Consider the following 20,735-nt stretch of genomic DNA (forward strand, 5'->3'; position numbering starts at 1 on the left):
TTGATTGATGTGAACTAAGTCCAGACTTATTTTTCTTTTCGAAGTATGATTTATTTAAAGGTGAAAAACGAAACCATAATATTCACCTATAGAATAACAAAATAGATTTAAAATTTTTCGCATAACAAGCTGCTTGTCTGGTGATCAACCTAATCGGGGTAATTTGATTAAGGATCAATGGATATGACCGAGACAGCATTTATTAATTACGTGAATCAATTTGGTGAGCATCAAAAACGTTCTATGTTCGGAGGTATTGGCCTCTTTCAAAATGACGCTATGTTCGCTTTATTGAGTGAAGGTTGTTTATTCATTAGAGGTGGAAAATCATTAGATAAAAAACTGACCGATCTTGATTGTGAAAAGTATCGTCATGTAAAGAAGCAGACAACAGCAACCGTAAACTATTACGACATTACGGATCTGTTTACCTGTGAACATCCTGAATTGGATAGTATTATTCGTACTTCAATCGATAATTCAATTCAGCAGCGTAGCTTCAAGAAGTCATCAGCTAGCCGTAGATTAAGAGATCTACCAAACATGCAGCTTACGTTAGAGCGCATGGTTAAAAAGGCGGGTGTGGATGATGTTTCAATGTTTATGCAGTTGGGCGCGCCTGAAGTGTTTAATAAGGTTCGCGAAGCGTATGGAAACGATGTTGACCTAAAACTACTTTGGAAATTTGCGGGTGCAATTGATGGTATTCACTGGAAACTATTACAAGAGCCACGCAAGCAGCAATTACTAAAGAGCTGCCACTAAAGAAGTTTGCCTTATATGCTTAAGATTACTGTTAATAAATAAAAACCGAGGAATGTCCTCGGTTTTTTTGTTTCTGTCTTAGCCGGATTTCTTAAAAGACTAAGTATCAAAAGGCTAAGTGCTCGTTAAGAGCTAGCTGGGCTTTAAGTATTAGTACTTGAAGCGAGCAGTGAACATAAGTTGGTCACCGTAGAAGTCGTTAATACGAGCTTCAGCGCCTAGAGAGAAAAGCTCTGTAGAGTGGAAACGCGCGTAAACAGAACCTGTCCAATCATCGTTGTCATCGATAGAAACGTAACCACCTTTACCACCAACTTCTAGTTGTGGACCAAGCCATTGGCGAACACCAACGTTGATTTCCATACCGATATCAGTAGAGCTTGAGTTCTCAGGCTGAACGATACGAGCTAGCATTTCACCTGTTAGATCTGCCCAGTTGTTTAATGGAGCATGGAAACCAAGACCTACAGCTGAGTCGTAATCGCCTTCAAATTCTGAATCGATACGTGCTATAGCGTGAGCGTTCGGGTGAATGGACTTACTGAACGCACCACCAAATGTTACTGGGCTAGCACCGATACGTGCTTCAAAGTAATCATAGTTAAAGTTGCTCATTACCTGTGGTTGTTCATCAACAGCTAGTGCTTGACCAGAAGCCAATAGCATAGCGGTAGTAAGTAGAATTTTGCGCATAACGACCGTAAACCTATATTAGTGTTAATTCCTTTGGTTTGAGACAAATCGGCAAACCATAAACATTGAGACAGTTTAATCTAACTCACGGAAAAGTAATCCTTTAAAATGTAAAACCTTACTCATTTAGTTAAAAAACAAGCAAATTAAGGATCAGTATGTAACGGAGATCTCATGTTTTAGGGCGAATGAGAAAAATAGACGAGCGAATTATCCGAAATTTGTATGTGTTCGGACGGCTCTTATATCGGATGCCGCTTTTCTCCGTATCCATTAACCAATCAGTGCTATTCACCAAAACTGGTGCGTTTATCCGCCATTGAAGTCAGTATGCGCTCGGTATCTAAGATCGAAGTCCAGTTAAGCAATTGCTTGTCGTTGGCAATGACATAGTCAGTCAATTGTTGAGTAATCGTGTCTCTCAGTTGATCGCCTTGCCAAGGTTTTGAAATATAGAAATCAAGTGCAGCGTTGTTAATGGCCGTGACAGTATCTTCCAGCCCTGCTTGCCCGGTTAGCAGCAGCTTACGCGTTGGTTTAGTCGCGTCGTGTTGGTTGAGTTCGATCAGAAAATCGATGCCCGTCTTTTCTGGCATGATGTGGTCGCACAAGATTAACGCGAGCTTAATACCTTCTTGTCCCATTTCTTTGATGACTTGCTTGGCTTCATCGACCGACTCAGCACCTTCAACCAGAAAGTTCTCTTCAAATATCGCCAAGTCCTGAAGGACACTATTGAGAACTTCAGGTTCATCATCGACACATAAAATTAGGTACTTATTCATGAGGTGCTCCTTCTTGTTTGAATGGAAGCCACACTTGCATGTTTGTATGACTGCCTACCTCTGACTCCACCAAAATAACCCCTTGATGAGCCGAAACGATTTGTTGAGAAATGGATAACCCAATCCCTAAGCCAAAGTTGCCTTCTTTTTTGGTCGTGAAATTAGGGTTGAAAATGGTGTTGATGTCTTCTTTGGCAATGCCGTGGCCAGTATCGGAGATTTGCACCACAAGAAACGTGTCGTCGCCTTTTGTCTGTTGAGAAGTGGTGATGGACACTTTGCCTCGCTCTGAAAGAGCATCAAGTGCATTAGAGAGAAGGTTGGTCCACACTTGTTGCAGCGAGAGCGACTGGCACAATAGAGGCGGCAAGTCGGTGTCGTAATGCTTCTCTAGTTGGTGGTGTTTGAGCCTGTTTTCAAAGATCACTAAGGTATCTTCAAGCCCTTCGTGGATATCTGTGTAGTGGCGGACCTCTTCATCTTCTCGGGCATAGCTTTTTAGGCTTTTGACCATATCGGCAATACGTTTGCTGCAAACTTGAATTGAGCGGATAGAGTTTCCAACATAGTGGTAATGCTCTAAGTCATTGAGTAGCTCTTTGCCTGCGACAGGGGAGTCTTTTAAGGTATCTAAAACCGCAGAGTCTTGGCTCAGGTTCAGTCTTACGGCTTTTTTAGCTAACGCACGGTCATCAATAGTCGACGCCAGATGCTTTACGAGCTGTCTTTCTTGAGCTGTTGATAGTGGCTTAGCCAACTTTGAATGTGCTAGCACGTCAGTCCCTTTATTGGACTCTGGAACGGATAGGTTTGCCAATATCTGGTCGAGATGGTCTGACAAAGTTTCGATGCTTCTTAATATGGCTGCAATCGGGTTATTCAGCTCATGTGCGACTCCCGCGACAAGCTGCCCGAGCATCGCCATTTTCTCTTTTTCGATCAGTTGTTGATGTGCAGACTCTAATGATTCTAGTGTTTGCTGCAGTTTGATCTTATTGGTGATGCTGCGTTGCAAACGTCGATTAAAATGACGGAGCAATAGATTGGTAAATAAAGGCAGCAGGGTATTGTTTGAATGCATCACCTGAGCAAAGCTATCTTTATCCAGCTTGATAACGCGTGTTTGCGTTAGGGTGATCGCGGTAGAAAACGAAGGTTCACCTGTTACAAATGACATCCCGCCAACAATGTTCCCTTTGGAGTGACGTACCACTTCCCGCTGTTGCCCCAACTCATCTTTTTTATAGAGAGCTGCTTCACCCTCAATGATCAGCCATAAAAAGCGATTGTCTTCACCTTCTACAGTGAGCAGATGTTCGGGCGAGTAGTCTCGAATAGCCTTGGTTTTGTCATCTTTTGAAAACACATCTTGTAATGCACTGACGACACGCTCTGCAAGGGCATTATCCGAAAGCTGGTGGTAATCGTGAATGAAACCCGATTGGAAAGAGTGAATCTTTTGCTCAATGTGCGCTCTGAGTAAGCGCTGTTGATCCAATGCATTACTGTAAGAGAGCAGGTTTTCTGAGTCGTATTGGATGACAAAAGACGTTAGCTCTTTTTGCGCTGATTTGAACAGAACCTGATCTTGAACCGGTTTGGTTAAACAGTGGTTGAGCCTGCCTTCATTCACAGCGGTCAGAATGGATTGAATGTCTGACGAAGCGCTGACTAATATCGTTCTTGCGGTATTACTATGGGGCAGCTGTTCAAGTTCAATCAGAAATTGCACGCCATTAAATTCAGAATGATGATGAGTGATCACCAAGGCAACGGTTTGGTTGTGATCATGAATATCTTCTAATGCGTGATGAGCATCTTCTATGTTCTCGGCAGTATAAATATCGAATACAGAAGCCAACGGAGCCAGCTCCGAACGTATTCTTTCAATGCTAACCGGATTATTGTCCAAACAGATAACAGCGTATTGATTCACAGCTCAACCTTAATAGTAGCGACGTCTCTAGCCTAGCAAGAACCGCCGAATAAGGATGAGAGCTAGCCGTTAATTTATTGAGGCAATCGAAGTATCGAGCAATAGACTGATTTAACTCAATGTTTCTTGTTTGCTACTGATGGGTTAGACTAAAAAAAACAGACACGTGTAGAAAGAGAACTCATGGAACAGTTAAGAAAAATTGGTGCAATTGGCGGCGCAATCTCATTGGCTCTTTGCTGGCCTTTAGCGGTTGGCCAAATTGGACAAAATGCGATTACTGATGGCGTTGCAAAGCTTAACAATTCAAGCATTCAAGCTGAGATCGTGGAATACGATAGAGGTTACCTGTCTTCCAACGTAACCACTCGTCTAACTGTGACGGATGAAAACCTGAAAGAGCAACTTGCGATTGATGGTCTGCCGAGTGAGTTTGTCATCAATAGTGCGGTTAGCCACGGTTTGGTGAGCCTAAATGCACTGTCGACGTTTGAGAATACCGATATTCTGCCTCTAACTTTGACAACTAGCACTGAGCTAAACGGCAACACTGACTTTAACTTCGAGTTAAGCCAGTTCAATCATCAAGGTTCTGATGAGAATGGGACTTCGGTCTCGATCACTAAATCGAATCTTTCTGGCCATGCGACTGTTTTAGGCCAAGTTGATTACGAGCTTTCAATCCCTTCAGTTCAAATTGATTTTGAAACCGGTGAAGAGGTAACGCTGTCTAATCTGAAAGGTGTGGGTTCAGGCCAACAAGCGAAAGGTTACTGGTTAGGTACTCAGAATTTTACTATCGATAGCTTTTTGGTTTCAGATTCTGCAATGCAGCCTTTCATGACCATTGAAAACTCTAAGTACGATTTTGAATCACATCTAGATGAAGCTACTAAGCGTCTGCGCAGCAACCTCAAGCTGGATATCGCAAACATCGAGACCAGTGAAGGCCAGTTGAACAACCTAAACGTCGATTTTGAAATGTCGAAGTTGGATAGCGAGTCGTTTGAGAAAATCTTTGAGATTTACCAATCTAATCCTGTGATGACGCAAGAAGACGTTGCAGCGATCATTCCATTTATCGATATCCTGTTTGCTAAAGGCTTCGACCTTTCAATGAACAACATGTCGCTAGAGTTAGGTAAGGGGCAGTTCGAATCTAAGTGGTTGGTGAGCGTACCGGAAGGGACCGAAAACATCAGTAGCAACCCTTCGATGATCATGCCTGCATTAACGGGCAACGTTCACTCTAGCTTCTCAAATGAACTTGTTGAAGAGTACCCATTCATCCGTGAAGGTATCGATGAATTGCTTGTGATGGAAATGATCAAGGAAACAGAAAGTGGTTATGAAATCAGCGCTGACTTAGAAAATGGAAACCTAGTGTTCGAAAATGGACAAGAAATTCCATTAATCGCTCTACTTATGCCGGTTTTTGTTCAATAAACAGAGCAGGCTTGAATACTGATAGGGTGATTTAGCAGGTTAAGCTTAAACATTTTATACGGTACAAAACAAAAGAGGTCTTAAGACCTCTTTTGTTGTTTTTATGTTGGGTAAAACATGGTATTACTTGCATAGTTATTATTTAGCAGGAGCAATCATCCCCATGGAACTTACATTAGATAACGTATTCAACTTCAGTGCTGGCCCAGCTGCACTGCCTAAACCGGTAATGAAACAAGCGCAAGCGGACTTTATTGATTGGAATGGTTTAGGGACTTCCGTGATGGAAATCAGCCATCGCAGCAAGGAATTTATTCAAGTTGCTGACGAGTCCGAACAGGACCTGCGTGATCTTCTGAACATCCCAGACAACTACAAAGTTCTTTTCTGTCAGGGGGGCGCTCGTGCTCAATTCGCTGCTGTTCCTCTAAACCTTTTAGGTGACGCGACGAAAGCGACTTACATTGATGCGGGTTACTGGGCAGAAAGCGCAGTGACTGAAGCGAGCAAATATTGCGAAATCGATGTATTCAACGCGAAGACGTCAATTGATGGCAAAGCAGCGGTTGTTCCAGCTAAAGATTGGAAAATTGACCCGGAAGCGGCGTATGTACATTTCTGTCCAAACGAAACCATCGACGGTATTGAAATCAGCGAACTTCCTCAAACGGATAAGCCAATCGTAGCGGATATGTCATCTAACATTCTGTCTCGTAAGATCGACGTGTCTCAGTACGGTGTTATCTACGCGGGCGCGCAAAAGAATATTGGCCCAGCGGGTATCTGCATTGCAATCGTACGTGATGATCTACTCGAACTCGCAAACGACGTGTTGCCGAGTATTCTGAACTACAAAGTGCTTGCTGAAAAAGACTCAATGTTCAACACACCACCAACGTACGCTTGGTACCTATCAGGCCTTGTGTTCAAGTGGCTGAAAGCTCAAGGTGGCGTTGAGGCGATGGAGTTGGTGAACAAAGAGAAAGCAGCGCAGCTTTACGATGCAATCGATAGCTCAGCTTTCTACAAAAACGATGTTCACACTGCAAACCGTTCTAGAATGAACGTGCCGTTCCAACTGGCCAAACCTGAGTTAGATGGCAAGTTCCTAGAATTGGCTGATGCTGCAGGTCTGAAATCGCTAAAAGGTCATAGAGCAGTAGGTGGAATGAGAGCTTCACTTTACAACGCAATGTCTCTGGAAGGCGTTCAAGCTCTGGTTAGCTTCATGAAAGATTTCGAAGAGAAGTACGCTTAATCGATGACAGGGCTTTGACCGATAAATTGCTTATTTGATTTTTTATAGTGTCGAATGCACCGAACGAGATAAATGCCGCTTTTGCGGCATTTTTTTTGTCGTTAATAATAAAGGGTATGGTATGTTGATTTATTGTAAGAACAGTCATCCAGAGATATGACGGATGTATCGGAATGAGCAGACCTTTCTCTTAAAGCGAGAGTACCAACTGTTTTTTAGACACTTTTTACTATATAACGTGTCGCCCAAAACTGAATCTCTAATCATGAGCTGCGAGCGATAAGCCGCATCGCCCGGTTTATTGATGGGCAATTAAAATCCAACGTCTAATTTTTACCACAAGGAATCAAGTGTGAGGTTATTGAGTCTATTTGCGATGCTATTTCCAGCCGTTGCTTGTTCGTCCACACTTGAAATATGGGCTGGTATTAATTATGAAACGGCCGATTATGTAAAAGAACATATCGAAACGATGACTGATCATCGTGTAGAAATTCGTTCGTTTGACGTCAACAGTATTCGTTCTGAACTTCTTGTTGCTGACCCTAGAGACAATACTTTTCCCGACGCCATTTGGGTTCCTTCTGACTTCTTAGGTCTAACTGAATATATCGAATTAGCGACACTTCCCGAGGCTTGGGTCGATACCCAACGCTATGAGAAAAAAGCGCTCGATGCGGTGGTCATTAACGGTGAGCTTAAGGCGTTACCGGTTGGTATTGGAAACCAGGTCGTTCTTTATTCGAGCAAGCCTCAAGCGCAAGTTGTGACATGGGAGAGCCTAATTGAACGCTCTGCTCAGTCCGATCAAGTGAGTGTGCTTTTTCCCAATCCAAACATGTACTTCTATTTGGCTTTCTATCAGCTTTTCTCTGAAGACTTATTATCGTCGAAGAATGTTAACGGTGAAGGGCTAGTTGCTATCTTTGAATTCATCGATATGTTGCAGCAGAAAAAAGTCATCGAATCATCGTGCAGTGATATTTGCGCGAGGCAGAGATTCATCAATGGAGAAGTCGAGTTTTTGATTGACGGCGACTGGGCGTTCAGCGAACTCGATGCCGCTTTTGGTCGAGATTTGTACATCAATTCGTTGCCGACCTACCGTGGCGAAAGTATGTCTTCATTTAGTGGTGCGAAGATTTTTGCTGTCACGGAAAAAGGCATGCAAAACCCAGATAAGAAATTAGCTTTGAAAGAAGTCGTTCAATACCTGCAATCAAACAGTTTCACCTATTTAGCTCACTCGAGTGCCATGGTGTCGCCGTTTTATGAGGTTAATCAACGCCGTGTTGAGGAAGGCAACCAGACCTTTTCAAATATGTATGATGAGTTCCAAGCGTCGCAAATGATGTCGAGTGACTACAAGATGGCGATCGTTTGGGAGGCATCGGCTCGGGCGTATCAGCGTTACAAGTCAGGGATGCCAAAGAGTGAACTGCATAAGTTTTACAATGATTTTGTTCAATATTACTCGGCGAATATGAGGGTAAGAGATTGAAGCTATCATTAAAATACACCATGGGCTTGGTGTTGCTGGCTTGCTCAATGCTCCCTGTTTACCTCGCGGGGCAGTTGATTCTCAATAAACAAAACCAAAGTTCTTTAGAGCAAAAAGAAACCAAGCTGGACAACTCTACGACCGGTATTCGTCAAACCGTACAAGAGCAAATTAAGCTGACGGCGAGCCTAACCCAATGGTATTCGCAAGACCGATCATTGATTAAAGCGGGTGGTAATATCTTTTTCTCTAGTGTTGTTTGGGACAAGATGGATAGCTTCAATGCGCTAGCGGAGAGTGTGTCCGCGACTTATATTCTGGACCAAAACTGGAAGCCCATTTATGACAGCAAAGGCAGCTTGTACCATTTTGAGCAGAGCCAGTTATTAGAAAGCTTGAAGCGTCCTCAATCGGTTTATGAGCAAGGGAAATTGTTCCATACCGAGTTTACCGAAACGGAAGTGGCGGATAATGCCACTGCCGGTATTGCTTTTGTCGCGCCGATTTTACCTTATCGTTTGATAGAAGGTTCTACATACACGCCGCAGGGTTATCTTGTGGTTCTTATGGGGTATGACAGACTTAACACTAAAGTGACGCCTTTCCTTTATCAAAATGAGTCGGTTGAGTTTAACTATGTTGATTTAACGGATGCTCAGTCTTCTGAACAAAGTGCGAACATTATCTCTATCGACAGTAAATTCTTTACCGACAAATTGGTGCTGAACGTCAAACATCATATTTCCGACAGTGCGCGCTTATTAGAGATGCAACAAGCTCAGGTGGTCTTTGTCAGAATATTGGTGGCGACGCTTGCCATCGCGATTGTGTTTGCTCTGTTCCTAAGCCGCTGGTTCTCAGGGCAGTTAAACCTGTTGGCTGAATCTGTTACGTCGTATTCGCATAACCAGTCACCGACTCATAGTGTGGATGAACATCGTTTTACAGAGTTCGTCACGCTGAGTCGTTTATTGGAAACCATGTGGGGTCGCATACAGTACCAAGTCCGTGAGCTTACCGAAAGCAACGATAAACTCGAAAGATTTAATGTTCAGCTAGAGGACTTAGTTGAAGAGAAAACCAGCAAGTTAACGTATTCGCTCGCGCGTGAAGAATCCCAGAAGCATCGTATTTTAAAGATCGTGCAGTTTGCATCGTCGAGACAGGCGGCTGAGTATCGGTTGATTCCTCAAATGGTCGATCAAGAGTTAAAGACACTACTTGCTCAACATTCAATTCAGTTTCATTTTAACCGAACTGGCGAGGCTGACTTGATACTCTGTGACTCACAGGGGACGGCAATCGGGTATTTTTGTTCAAGTTCATTTGATCTACTCAGTGAAGAAGATCTTCTGATTTTTGACATGTACCAAAAACAGTTAGCAGGTTGGCTAGAGCTCGAAAATATTACACGGATTAACATGCCGACTGGCTGTTTGAATCGTAAAGCTTTTAATGAAGATCTTGAATTCAGTAAACGCAGCATTAACGACAATCAAAATCAGATTTCTTTGATCATTATTGATATCAATGGCTTGAAAACGACGAATGATGTTCATGGGCATGAAGTCGGGGATGAGCTGATACAGCGCTGTGTCGACGTAATCAGCCACGAATTGACACCTGCCAGTAATCTATATCGTTTGGGTGGAGATGAATTTTCGGTGCTTACCTTAACGTCTGGAGAGTCGAATTCGCTCAATGTCGCAGAGATGGCTGAGCAGTTGTACATTGCTCAGGAGCAACAGGCAATCGAGACTAAAGCGGGTATCTCTATTCCTGTCAGATTCTCGATTGGTGCAGCCTCTAGTGATTCAACAGACGTTGAGCAATTGTTCTCAGTCGCTGATGATAATATGTATCAGCAAAAGCGTCGTTATTACCAAACGTTGTCTGTGGTTGAGAAGTAATGCCAATCACGCTGACAAATAGCTATCACGATTTTCGACGCCCATTAGAGCGAAACTGCTGCGGCGTGACATTAAAATAAGCTTTAAACGCTTTGATGTACGAAGAGTCGTTTTGATAGCCAACTTGGTCAGCAATACGTTGGATCGAGAGCTCTTCATCAAGCAAAGATAACGAATAAATCAGTCGGATTTGTTGTCTCCACAACTGAAATGACGTGTTGAACTCTTTTGAGAACAAGCGTGATAACGTTCGCTCCGATGCGCCGACTTTTTCTCCCCAATCTTTTAGCGAATAATCTAATCTTGGTGTGTCTGTCAACGCTTCGAATATCAGCTTCAAGCGCCTGTCTTCGGGTAGCAATAATTGAAAGGTTTGCACATTATCTTTCATTATTTGGTCGTGCAGAACGGCGAGCAAACGCGACACCTCATCATCACTCACCAATCCTTCGCACTGCCTTCGGATCTCTTGCAATAGTTCATTTAGAAATGGCGTGAGGGTAATGGTTCGCACTTCAGGTTCATATTCACTGCCAAACGTAGGGTTAAGGTAGATGCCGACAAACGTCGTATGGCTCAATGCGATAGATTCATGTTGAATACCCGCAGGTACCAACAGCGCAGAAGTGTGCGGAACAAGATGCTGGTAGTGCTCGGTCTTAGTTTGCAATAAACCTTTGATTGGAAAGATCACTTGATGCCAAGTATGTTGGTGCATTGCATCGATGAAACCTTTAGGCATGTCGATGGTCTTTACTAGTGCTGGTGAGTTGGGGTTGGCAGCCATCATCTCGTTGGAAGTCATGACATCGGAGTGAGAATCTATTTGGCGGGTTGGCATTGTTAGTTGTCCTTACATCTCTACTCTGACATTGGCTTGTTAGGCTATCATGCTCGGCATAGTGAATGAAGTCGAGTGTGATGCCGTCTTACCTCATACAGTTCAGCAAGTATGTTTTCAGTAAGAAAGTTTCCATTAATAAGGAAGGGATATGAAGAAGTTAGGTGTAATCAACAGCGTATTGGTAGGTAAAACCGTTGCCTTTGCTCACGGTACACAGAGTGCCATCAACAAACAGGTTTTATCGGAACGTCAACACGCTACAGAGCTTGGTTTTACCAATGACGAACAAGGTGACCCTCGTTTTCATGGTGGCATTCAAAAAGCCCTTCATATCTACCCAAGCGAACACTACCCAGTTTGGGAAAAGGACTTGGGCAGCAAAACCATCTTCCAATCTGCAGGCGCATTTGGCGAGAATCTAAGCTCAAGTGGAGTGACTGAAGCGTCCATTTGTTTAAACGATAAGATTCGGATTGGTTCAACATTGTTGGAAGTTTCGCAAGGGCGTATGCCTTGTTGGAAGCTCAATGTGCGATTCGAGCAAAACGATATGGCAAGAAGACTGCAAGACACACTTCGAACTGGCTGGTATTTTCGAGTATTGGAAGAGGGCGATATTGGCGCAGGTGACGAGATTACTCTGTGTGAAAGATCATACCCTGATTGGTCGCTCGCGCGCATTATGGGCGCTGTCTTTACCGGAAGCCTAGATAGAGAAGAACTGAGTCAGATGGCTGAACTTCCTTTGGTCGAGTCTTGGGGGAAACTGGTTGAACGTCGTCTCGAAACGGGCGAAGTTGAAGATTGGGAGATGCGTTTGGTTGGGCCAACTGCCGTATAAACTCAGACGATAAAAATGATAAAGCCCACTTGTAAAAATAGTGGGCTTTAAAATGTGTAGGTTCTACTGAACGTCAGTTAGAGCCAGAAACTCTTCAGAGGCATCTCAGCGTCAAAGTGATGAGCAATTTGCGCTTGGAGAAGCTCGGCGGTCGCAATAGCGTCAGTTAATGCATGATGTGGCGTGTAGTCGGGTAGGTGGTATCGACGACGACTCTGACCTAGTCTGACTGAAGCTGGCTTCTTACCTTTTAGCTTATTCCACAAGCCACCAGCCAGTTTATTTTGGATCTGAGATTCAATCTCCAGTGTGTCGAGGACTGGGAACTCAATGCCTTCACCGAGTCGCACTTTCAATGCATTGTCCAAAAAGTCACGTTCGATACGACGATAGTGAACCACTGGGATATGTCCCGCCATTGACTCTAAGATCTCGCCCAACACTTCACTAAGGTCTGGCGCATCAATGATGTCATTGTGCGTGATGCCATGAATCACGACAGACTCTTCTTCTAACTTCTGTTTTGGTCTTAGCGTCCAGTGTTTGGCTTGTCGCAAGTAGATGCGATTGAGCGTAAATGGCACTAAACCAATGGTGATGATGCCGTCTTTGTTTGGGTTTAAACCCGTCGTTTCAAAGTCGACAGCCAAGAACATCACTTCTGAAAGTGGCGTATCAGGCGCAGGAAGAGGCTGGCTATAAAAGTGCTTTAAGCGTTCGTCTCTCGCTCGTTCCAGCTTCTGAGCAAACTTAAATGGCCAATCGACCGCAGGTGATCTGAATAGTTTGTTCATAGGCCCTACTTAAACTTGTTGCTGGCTTGATAACGGAACTTAAGGAAGTTTTGTGCATTACTTAATATTTGGAATGCATCCTTTAGATTACGTCGTTCGAAGTCAGACAGGTTCTCTGGCTCGATGTTGTTATCAGGCTCGATGTTGTTGTCGACATCGTGTGCTTGGTGACGAATACGAACCAGAGAGATAAACTCCATCGCATCTTTCAAATCTTGAGCTCGGCCTTTTGGCAGAATACCTGCGTCAATAATGTCATCTAAGCGTTCGAAAGAGTTCTTGGAGCGAGACGCTACCGCGAGCGAGTGAACACGAATCAAATCGGCCAGTGGCGCAGTACCACGACGCTTAAGGTTGATTGAGTTGTTGTGGCGGCCATCTTTCTCCATCACGAAATCTTTGAAGAAACCGAGCGGCGGTGTACGGTTGAGTGCGTTACGTGCAAGACACGCCAAGAAGCGATTGTTCTTACGTGCGCGTCGAACAATAAAGCTGTTCAATTGCTCAGCCCATTTCAGACGACCATAAACGCCATCTAAGTCGAAGAAGATTGAAGCATTCAACAGTGCTTTCGGGTTTGGATCATCAATCCAATCGGCAAAGCACTCTTCCCATTGACGACGAGTCATACGCCACGTTGGGTTAGTCGCCATGATGTCGCCAGTACAGTACACATAGCCACACTGGTCTAAGCCATCACAAATAAAGGTCGACAGCTCCTCAAAGTACTTACCGTGCTTTTTCTCGTCGTAGGTATCATCAAGAATAATTGCGTTATCTTGGTCAGTAACCAGCAGTTGTTCATCACGTCCCATTGAGCCGAGTGCGAGGAAACAGTAAGGAATAGGCGCCTTGCCCAATTTCTCTTCGCCCAGTTCGATAATTCGCTGCTTAAAGCTACGACCAATTACCGACATTGCGGTACCCACCATGTGGGCATTCGCATCTTCGTTAACTAAGCGCACAAAGCTGTCTTTCACTTGCTCGGAAAGCACCTTCAGATCTTCAATGCTTTGTTGTTGGAAGATACTACTTACCAATAACAGCGAGTTTTGAGACTCATAACGAACAATATCGGTCGCTTCGATAATCCCAATTGGCTTCTTATCTTTGAGTACTGGCAAATGGTGCACGTTGTAGCGAAGCATGGTCATCATGGCTTCGTATACATAGGCGTTGTGGTCGAGTGAGATAACCTCGGGTGTCATCACGCTGGATACTTCATCCGATGGGTCGAGACCTTCGGCGAGGACACGCGTACATAAATCTCGGTCGGTGATGATGCCAATCACGGGTGTTGAGTCATCTTCATCATCTTCAACGATATCTGGGTCGATGATCAGCAAAGAGGAAACATTATCTTGTGCCATCATGGTCGCGGCTTGCTGAATGGTGCGCGTTTTTTCGATCATTGGCGCTTCACTGGTCAGCAGCGTTTTAACCTTGGATGTTGTTAGGTCGTTAGCGTCATTGCTGTCTGAGTTGGCTTGGCGCAGTCGTGCATTATCTTCTACTTCTACGAAATCGGCAAAAGAGTCGTAGTTGTCGTAGAGCTCTTGGAAGATAGGCTCAGGAATGCAGTAGAGCAGGGTATCTTCGGTCGCTTTAACAGGGAAACGCACCTTGTTGTTGGTCAGTAGGCCCATTTGACCGAACAAGTGGCCTTCATCCAGGCGGTTATAGAGCTCGCCTTTACGACGGTAGACTTCGACTTCGCCACTTCGAACGATGTATAAGTCATGAATTTGATCACCAAAGTGAATGATAGGGGTATCTTGGCGGTAATAAGAAATTTCCACGCTACTGGTCACTTTCGCCAACATCTCCTCAGGGAGTTCTGTGAAAGGGGGGTATTGTGCCAGAAAGTTTTGAATCTCTAATAACTCAGCATCCATAATGATCATCCATTGGTTTATATGATTTCATGGTACAACATTTGATAATATTTTGCCGTCACAAATCAATCTGTGAGCTAAAACCTTTTTAAAGTCTTATGGATAGACTAACCTTTCAATTAATGGAGTGACAGTTTAAGGATGATAGGAATGTCGAAGTGGAAGCTTAGTTTTGTATCTGCGGTTTTTGTGTTTTCTCCAAGTTTGTGGGCTGACACTAACGCGGTGGATATTTTGGATTACGACCATATTTATGCCACGGCGCATTCGGGCAGTTTAAATGAAGATGCAGGCAGTAATAACAATGCCTCGTCGTATGGATTAGGCGTCAGTTACGCGATGACGGATGATTGGTTGTTGCTGGGAGACTACAGCGCACGCTTTATTCACCCTGATGACACCACAACTCGAATTGATACGCTGATGCCAGGTGTTGGTTACCGTTACAGCATTAAGAAAGATTTAGATATAGTGGCTTACTACCTGCTTGGTATTACTAAAGGTAAGGTTGAAGATAATGACACTAACCGAACTGAATCTTCAGACACTGAGTTCATCCAAGGGGTAAAAGCTGAGCTTAACTATGGCTTTGCGAAACGTTGGATAGCTAACGGGAGTGTGCAAGTGAATCGAAGTGACCTGTTTGATGAAGAAATTTATCACTTAGGTTTACGCTATCTAGTGACCAACAAGTTTGCGATTGGTGGGTCATACCAACATCGAGATGGTGAAGGTAAAATTCGTAGCGAACGAACCAATGAGTTGGGCGTGGAGTTTTTCTTAGAGTATTAACTTACAAAGCATCTAAACCTGAAAGTCGAGACACAAAAAAGCCAGCTTAATTGCTGGCTTTTGCATATCTATTGGTCTGCAAGTGCAGGTTTCACTTTACGATTAAAGAACCGCAGCGATACCTTTACATAGAGGACCCATGTTTGACTTAGTCATACCAGCAACACTGATACGGCCAGAACCAACAATGTAGATTGCGAATTCGTCTTTTAGGCGAGTTACTTGCTCTTTGCTTAGACCAGAGAAAGAGAACATGCCGTTTTGACGTTCGATGAATGTGAAGTCTGCATCAACACCTTCAGATTTCAGTGTTGTTACGAATAGTTCACGCATCTCTTGGATACGGTCACGCATTTCTGCTACTTCTGCTTCCCATTCAGCACGTAGGTCAGCATCACCAAGGATGTGAGTAACGACAGCACTGCCGTGTGCTGGTGGGTTAGAGTAGATAGAGCGGATAATGCTCTTAACTTGAGAGAATGCTGTTGTTGCTACGTCTGCTGATTCTGCAACCAGAGTGAATGCGCCAACACGCTCGTTGTACAAGCCGAAGTTCTTAGAGAACGAGCTAGCAACAAGGATCTCTTTGTTGTATTGAGCAAAAATACGTAGGCCAGCAGCATCTTCTTCAACGCCTTTTGCAAAACCTTGGTAAGCAAAATCGAATAGAGGAAGTAGTTTCTTCTCAGCAACCAGTTTAGCTAGAACTTCCCACTCTTCAGTTGTTGGGTCGATACCTGTTGGGTTGTGACAGCAGCCGTGAAGAAGAACGATATCGCCTTCAGAAGCTTTCTCTAGGTCAGCAACCATGCCAGCGAAGTCTTTGTCTTTAGTTTCGGCGTTGTAGTAGCTGTATTGAGCAGTTTCGATACCCGCAGCAGCGAAAACGCCGTTGTGGTTCGCCCAAGTCGGGTTACTGATCCAGATTTTTACGTCGCCCAGTTGGCGCTTGATGAATTCACCCGCTACGCGAAGTGCACCTGTACCACCTGGAGCTTGTGCTGTTTTAGCGCGTTGAGATGCAACGATCTCTGCGTCTGCACCGAAAAGAAGTTTCTGAACCGCTAGACCGTATTCAGCCGTACCTTCAATCGTTAGGTAAGATTTGGTTTTTTCGTTTTCAAGAAGTGCAGCTTCTGCTTTCTTTACTGTTTTAAGTACAGGCGTTTGACCATCTTCATTTTTGTAGATGCCAACACCAAGGTTGATTTTCTCTGCACGAGAGTCTTTTTTAAACTCTTCAGTAAGGCCGAGGATAGGATCGGCGGGAGCAGCTAACACTTTTTCAAACATAATCTTCATCCATGTCAATTGAGAGGGGATAGTATCTATGGGTAGTTATACCTGTATGGAATTTTTAAGACAATACGAAGTGAACAGAAAGGCTAAAAAAAATCCATTTCAATCAGATTTATTGACTAAAGAGGGTATTTGATAACAAAACACCCTACGGATTAACCTATAGGGTGCAAGAAGTTAGTGGTTTTTGAATAGATTACGCTGGTTGAGCAATAAAGCTTTCGCGCTCGAGTTCGCTGGCGATATTTTTGCCATCTTTGTAGGTCGCGGCAATTGAAACAAACGCTTGTTCAACCGCTAGAAAAGCTTGGACGACTTGCGGATCAAAATGCGTCCCATTGCCCTCTAAGATGATCTGTTTAGCTTGTTCATGAGTAAAGGCTGGCTTGTAGACTCGCTTCGAGATGAGCGCATCATAAACATCAGCTAATGCCATTAAACGGCCAGATAACGGGATATCTTCACCAGACAACTGATTAGGATAACCACTGCCATTCCATTTCTCGTGGTGAGTCAGAGATATCTCTTTTGCGACTCTTAAGAAAGAGCTACTTCCCAACTGCTTTTCTGCAATAGATAACGCCTCAGCCCCAATCGCGGGGTGACCTTTCATTATCTCAAACTCTTCGTCCGTCAATTTACCCGGCTTCAATAGTACGCTATCAGGCACACCGACTTTGCCCACGTCGTGTAAAGGCGCAGATTTGTAAAGCAACTCGATGTAGTTTGGTGTTAACAAGCTTGAGTGGGTTTCTGATTTGCTGAGCTCTTGAGCGAGTACTTTGACGTACTCTTGAGTTCTTAGGATATGTGCGCCCGTTTCATTGTCTCGAGATTCAGCCAATGCCGATAAGCTCACAATGGCCACGTCACGTGTGGTTTTGACTTCGTTTTGCGCGGTTTCAAGGCTATCAAGCATGGTATTGGTCATAGATGCCATTGAGCCAAGCTCGTTGTAACCGAAAATGGGTAAGCGAACGCCTTGCTCGCCATTGGTGACTTTGTTTAATGCGTGCTCTTGGCTTAAGAGAATGCGCTTAATTAGCTTGCTCCAAAGCGTCATGATGGTTATCGCGTAGCCACCCAGTACCACAGCCAAATAAATGAACTCTTTGATCACGCTGATCTTGCCGGTGCCATCCAATAAGCGGTCAGGGTTGTGTTCTAGCCAGAAGATGTCTTTAACGGCAATCATCGTCAACATAGTCGTCAGTGTTACCAGAAGCACGATAACCAAACCAATCATTTGTTTAACCAGCGAACTCCTTTCACCAACCAGTTGGAAATCAAATTGACCAGTCGTCTCCATTTTATCCATTTGGCTGAGCTTGGCGTTCAATTGAAGAATGGTCCCTGTAAAGAAGCCAAATAGGCTCATGCCAAACAGCACCTTCAAATTACTATCTATGGTGAATTCATAACTTAAGTTGTAGTAGAGCGCGAAAGGCACACTTGCAGCAAAAAATAGCAGGGTATCGAGTTGCGCGAATCGGCCTTGCTTGACCAAGGTATGTTGCGCCAATAGGTAACGACGCGAGAGCCATAATAAGACAAACACAATACTGACCTGTGTGAAAATCTCTAACGTCGTTAAGCTCTCGAGCATAGGACACACCCGACTGCCATAGGTGCCAAACAGCACGCCAGCAATGACGTATAACTTAGTCGTTAGCGATTGATTGTAATTTGAAGTATCCATCGATAAGCCTTTGTTCTCATTCTTATTAGATTCACGCATTCATTGATTCACGACTTTAGAATTACGAATGATTAGCATAACTGACGTGAATAAGACCGGAAATTCTATCGATAGCTTTCGTGGATTGATACAAGAAACTGGTTTGTGTTAGAGATTTGTTAGCTAGGTGGGGGTTATTGCAGCATTTTTATGAAGATACTTGAATAGCCTCGGTCGAGGTTCGAGGCTATTCAGTCTGTGTACTGGGTTGGAATCGCGAGTGATTGAGTTCGCTATCTACTTTAACCCGTTACTTTTTGAGATTGATTTCAGCTTCGATTGAGCCGGTTTCAATCTCAGGGTGAGATGCTAGTTTGTCTGCAGCCCATTGGTTGATGTGTTTCAGAATAGCAGACACCGCGTGTTTTTCCGTTGGTGCTTGGTCTTGTTCGACATCGATCTTTTGCTTTGGATGTGAGCCTGTCGCATCTTCAGCAATATGGAGCCAATCTGGGTGCCAGTAATATGGCTGGCCGCTCGGTGTTGTCCAACTGTGAACACCGTTTGACTCTCCTTTATAACTTAATTGGTCTGCTTCTATTTTTTTCATTGTTATCTCGCATGTTTTTGGGTTACATCAAATTATTGAGGTAGAAAGCCAACTTAGCTCCTACCTTGGATACAAACTTAGCAAAGCTTACAAAGTTATCTGTGAACTAATTCACACTATTGTGGAAATTAGGTGCGATCATATGGATAGCAGCAATAGTTGCTGGCGTAAGTGATAAAATCACCGGCTCACAGAATTTCTCTAGGTAGTACAATTAGATGGCGCGTTATGAAGAGCTTGCAAAGGATATTCGAACTCAGATAGCCAACAATACGTGGCGATCCGGAGAGAAGATCCCTTCGGTACGCATGAGTTGTCGAAATTACAACGTCAGCAATAGTACTGTGTTACAAGCCTACCAGTTGCTAGAAAGCGAAGGGTGGATCATCGCTAAACCTCAGTCGGGCTACTTTGTAGCGCCAAGGCTGGACGGCGTTGATTACGCACAGCCACTCGTTAGTGAAAAGAAAGCCATTAATGACCGCTTATTTGATTTCTTGAAGTCGAGTTCAGCCGAAGGTGTGATTCCTTTCGGCTCTGCATTCCCCGATCCCGACCTGTTCCCGTTACCTACCTTGACTCGAAACCTTGCCAGCGCGGGTAGGAAGATGACTGGCGCGAGTGTGATAAATAACTTACCACCGGGCAGTGAGTCCTTGAGAAGGCAAATCGCACAGCGTTATCTGCAGCAAGGGATTACGGTTAATCATCAAGACATCGTGATTACGTCGGGTGCTATGGAGGCGCTCAACTTGAGCCTGCAAACGGTCACCAAGTCGGGTGATAACGTCGTGATTGAGTCTCCCGCATTCTATGGTGCTCTGCAGGCTGTCGAGAGGCTTGGGCTGAACCCTATTGAAGTGGATGTTTGCCCAATCAATGGACTGAATATAGAGCAGTTTGAAAACGCGCTACAAAACCAAGATGTAAAAGCGTGTTGGCTGATGACGACTTTTCAAAACCCAACGGGAACCAGCTTGTCGGAAGAGGCGAAGCGCCGTGTGGTAGAGATCGCAGAACAACACGAAACCTACATTATTGAAGATGACGTGTATGGTGATCTTTATTACGAAGGGCATAAGCCGAAGCCACTAAAGGCCTTCGATAAGACCGATTCCGTCTTGCTTTGTGGGTCGTATTCAAAAAGCCTATGTCCGGGTTATCGAGTAGGGTGGGTTGTGAACACGCGTTTTAACGATGCGATTCAAAAGTTACAGCTTCTTTCTACGTTATCGAGCAGCGCTCCTGTTCAACTTGGTGTCGCCCATTTTTTAACACATGAAAGCTACGACAATCACCTTCGTAAACTGCGTAAAAACCTTGTCGTCAGGAAAGAGCGATTTATCGATGCCATTAAGCAGTACTTTCCGCATTCAATAGAGATTGAAGAACCGGCTGGTGGCTACTTGATATGGATTCGTTTCTCTGAAAAATTCGACAGCCAACAGTTTCATCAACTGGCTATCGAGCAAGGTATTAGTGTCGCATCTGGTGATCTTTTCAGTGAGCAGGGCAGCGTAGATAACGCGATACGATTGAACTTCTCTTATGAACTGACAGAAGAGAAAGAACAGGCTCTCATCTGGCTTGGCAAACTGGCACATCAACTTACGCACTCGTAAAACCTTAAGTCCCTCATAAAAAAGACAATCATTCCAACTGTACGGGTTGTTTGTGGGGTAACTGTA

At 44.2% G+C, this 20,735-nt stretch carries 17 protein-coding genes; 8 read left to right on the forward strand and 9 right to left on the reverse strand.

What is annotated here, in order from left to right; all coding sequences use genetic code 11:
- The first annotated feature begins 183 nt into the window (after positions 1 to 183).
- The gene (locus tag AB4484_RS17880; RefSeq protein ID WP_017060401.1) at positions 184 to 765 is read left to right on the forward strand and encodes a TfoX/Sxy family DNA transformation protein; all 582 of its coding nucleotides are present in this window, start codon (positions 184 to 186) and stop codon (positions 763 to 765) included.
- Between the two features lie 150 nt (positions 766 to 915).
- On the opposite strand, the gene AB4484_RS17885 is transcribed toward AB4484_RS17880, so the two are convergent.
- The 3 genes from AB4484_RS17885 to AB4484_RS17895 all read right to left on the reverse strand — a co-directional run bounded on the left by AB4484_RS17885 (position 916) and on the right by AB4484_RS17895 (position 4,179).
- Entirely contained in the window at positions 916 to 1,458 is a 543-nt protein-coding gene (locus tag AB4484_RS17885; RefSeq protein WP_048609214.1) for a hypothetical protein, read from the reverse strand.
- Between the two features lie 287 nt (positions 1,459 to 1,745).
- Positions 1,746 to 2,243, reverse strand: a complete 498-nt coding sequence (locus AB4484_RS17890) for a response regulator (protein ID WP_268670837.1) — start codon at positions 2,241 to 2,243, stop codon at positions 1,746 to 1,748.
- The gene (locus AB4484_RS17895; RefSeq protein ID WP_268670836.1) at positions 2,236 to 4,179 is read right to left on the reverse strand and encodes an ATP-binding protein; all 1,944 of its coding nucleotides are present in this window, start codon (positions 4,177 to 4,179) and stop codon (positions 2,236 to 2,238) included. The genes AB4484_RS17890 and AB4484_RS17895 overlap by 8 nt, the downstream gene beginning before the upstream one ends.
- 183 nt (positions 4,180 to 4,362) lie before the next feature.
- On the opposite strand from AB4484_RS17895, the gene AB4484_RS17900 reads away from it, so the two are divergent.
- The 4 genes from AB4484_RS17900 (at position 4,363) to AB4484_RS17915 (ending at position 10,294) form a co-directional block, all read left to right on the forward strand.
- Positions 4,363 to 5,625, forward strand: coding sequence for a DUF945 family protein (locus AB4484_RS17900; RefSeq protein WP_372079570.1), 1,263 nt, complete (start codon positions 4,363 to 4,365; stop codon positions 5,623 to 5,625).
- 163 nt (positions 5,626 to 5,788) lie between these two features.
- Positions 5,789 to 6,883: a 3-phosphoserine/phosphohydroxythreonine transaminase gene (serC, locus tag AB4484_RS17905; RefSeq protein WP_372079572.1), complete on the forward strand. Its 1,095-nt coding sequence runs from the start codon at positions 5,789 to 5,791 to the stop codon at positions 6,881 to 6,883.
- Positions 6,884 to 7,235: 352 nt separating this feature from the next.
- Complete coding sequence (locus AB4484_RS17910) at positions 7,236 to 8,384, forward strand: extracellular solute-binding protein (RefSeq protein WP_372079574.1); 1,149 nt, start codon at positions 7,236 to 7,238, stop codon at positions 8,382 to 8,384.
- Between the two features lie 20 nt (positions 8,385 to 8,404).
- Positions 8,405 to 10,294 (forward strand): diguanylate cyclase, encoded by a 1,890-nt coding sequence (locus AB4484_RS17915; RefSeq protein WP_372079613.1) that lies wholly within the window; start codon positions 8,405 to 8,407, stop codon positions 10,292 to 10,294.
- Between the two features lie 25 nt (positions 10,295 to 10,319).
- Here the strand turns inward: AB4484_RS17915 and AB4484_RS17920 are convergent, their stop codons facing one another.
- Positions 10,320 to 11,135 carry a helix-turn-helix domain-containing protein gene (locus AB4484_RS17920; protein ID WP_210455812.1) on the reverse strand — a complete coding sequence of 272 codons (816 nt, stop codon included), beginning with the start codon at positions 11,133 to 11,135 and terminating at the stop codon, positions 10,320 to 10,322.
- A 151-nt stretch (positions 11,136 to 11,286) separates the two neighbouring features.
- On the opposite strand from AB4484_RS17920, the gene AB4484_RS17925 reads away from it, so the two are divergent.
- The gene (locus tag AB4484_RS17925; RefSeq protein ID WP_193842238.1) at positions 11,287 to 11,979 is read left to right on the forward strand and encodes an MOSC domain-containing protein; all 693 of its coding nucleotides are present in this window, start codon (positions 11,287 to 11,289) and stop codon (positions 11,977 to 11,979) included.
- Between the two features lie 77 nt (positions 11,980 to 12,056).
- Here AB4484_RS17925 and AB4484_RS17930 read toward each other — a convergent pair whose 3' ends face one another.
- Together AB4484_RS17930 and AB4484_RS17935 are read right to left on the reverse strand one after the other, a co-directional pair.
- Complete coding sequence (locus AB4484_RS17930; RefSeq protein ID WP_050634574.1) at positions 12,057 to 12,773, reverse strand: 3'-5' exonuclease; 717 nt, start codon at positions 12,771 to 12,773, stop codon at positions 12,057 to 12,059.
- Between the two features lie 5 nt (positions 12,774 to 12,778).
- On the reverse strand, positions 12,779 to 14,668 hold the full coding sequence (locus AB4484_RS17935; protein WP_048609207.1) for a DUF294 nucleotidyltransferase-like domain-containing protein: 1,890 nt from the start codon (positions 14,666 to 14,668) through the stop codon (positions 12,779 to 12,781).
- A 150-nt stretch (positions 14,669 to 14,818) separates the two neighbouring features.
- On the opposite strand from AB4484_RS17935, the gene AB4484_RS17940 reads away from it, so the two are divergent.
- A complete protein-coding gene (locus AB4484_RS17940; protein ID WP_372079577.1) occupies positions 14,819 to 15,460 on the forward strand; it encodes an outer membrane beta-barrel protein in 642 nt (213 codons plus the stop codon).
- Positions 15,461 to 15,562: 102 nt separating this feature from the next.
- Here the strand turns inward: AB4484_RS17940 and AB4484_RS17945 are convergent, their stop codons facing one another.
- The 3 genes from AB4484_RS17945 to AB4484_RS17955 form a co-directional block, all read right to left on the reverse strand.
- Positions 15,563 to 16,753 (reverse strand): amino acid aminotransferase, encoded by a 1,191-nt coding sequence (locus tag AB4484_RS17945; RefSeq protein WP_050650150.1) that lies wholly within the window; start codon positions 16,751 to 16,753, stop codon positions 15,563 to 15,565.
- Positions 16,754 to 16,955: 202 nt separating this feature from the next.
- The gene (locus AB4484_RS17950) at positions 16,956 to 18,497 is read right to left on the reverse strand and encodes an HD-GYP domain-containing protein (protein WP_372079579.1); all 1,542 of its coding nucleotides are present in this window, start codon (positions 18,495 to 18,497) and stop codon (positions 16,956 to 16,958) included.
- A gap of 250 nt (positions 18,498 to 18,747) precedes the next feature.
- Positions 18,748 to 19,047, reverse strand: coding sequence for a hypothetical protein (locus AB4484_RS17955; protein WP_017060414.1), 300 nt, complete (start codon positions 19,045 to 19,047; stop codon positions 18,748 to 18,750).
- A 218-nt stretch (positions 19,048 to 19,265) separates the two neighbouring features.
- Between AB4484_RS17955 and AB4484_RS17960 the strand changes: the two genes are divergently transcribed.
- Positions 19,266 to 20,669: a PLP-dependent aminotransferase family protein gene (locus AB4484_RS17960; RefSeq protein WP_372079581.1), complete on the forward strand. Its 1,404-nt coding sequence runs from the start codon at positions 19,266 to 19,268 to the stop codon at positions 20,667 to 20,669.
- Positions 20,670 to 20,735 lie beyond the last annotated feature (66 nt).

Source organism: Vibrio sp. 10N.261.46.A3 (assembly GCF_041472995.1).
Lineage (GTDB): Bacteria > Pseudomonadota > Gammaproteobacteria > Enterobacterales > Vibrionaceae > Vibrio > Vibrio coralliirubri.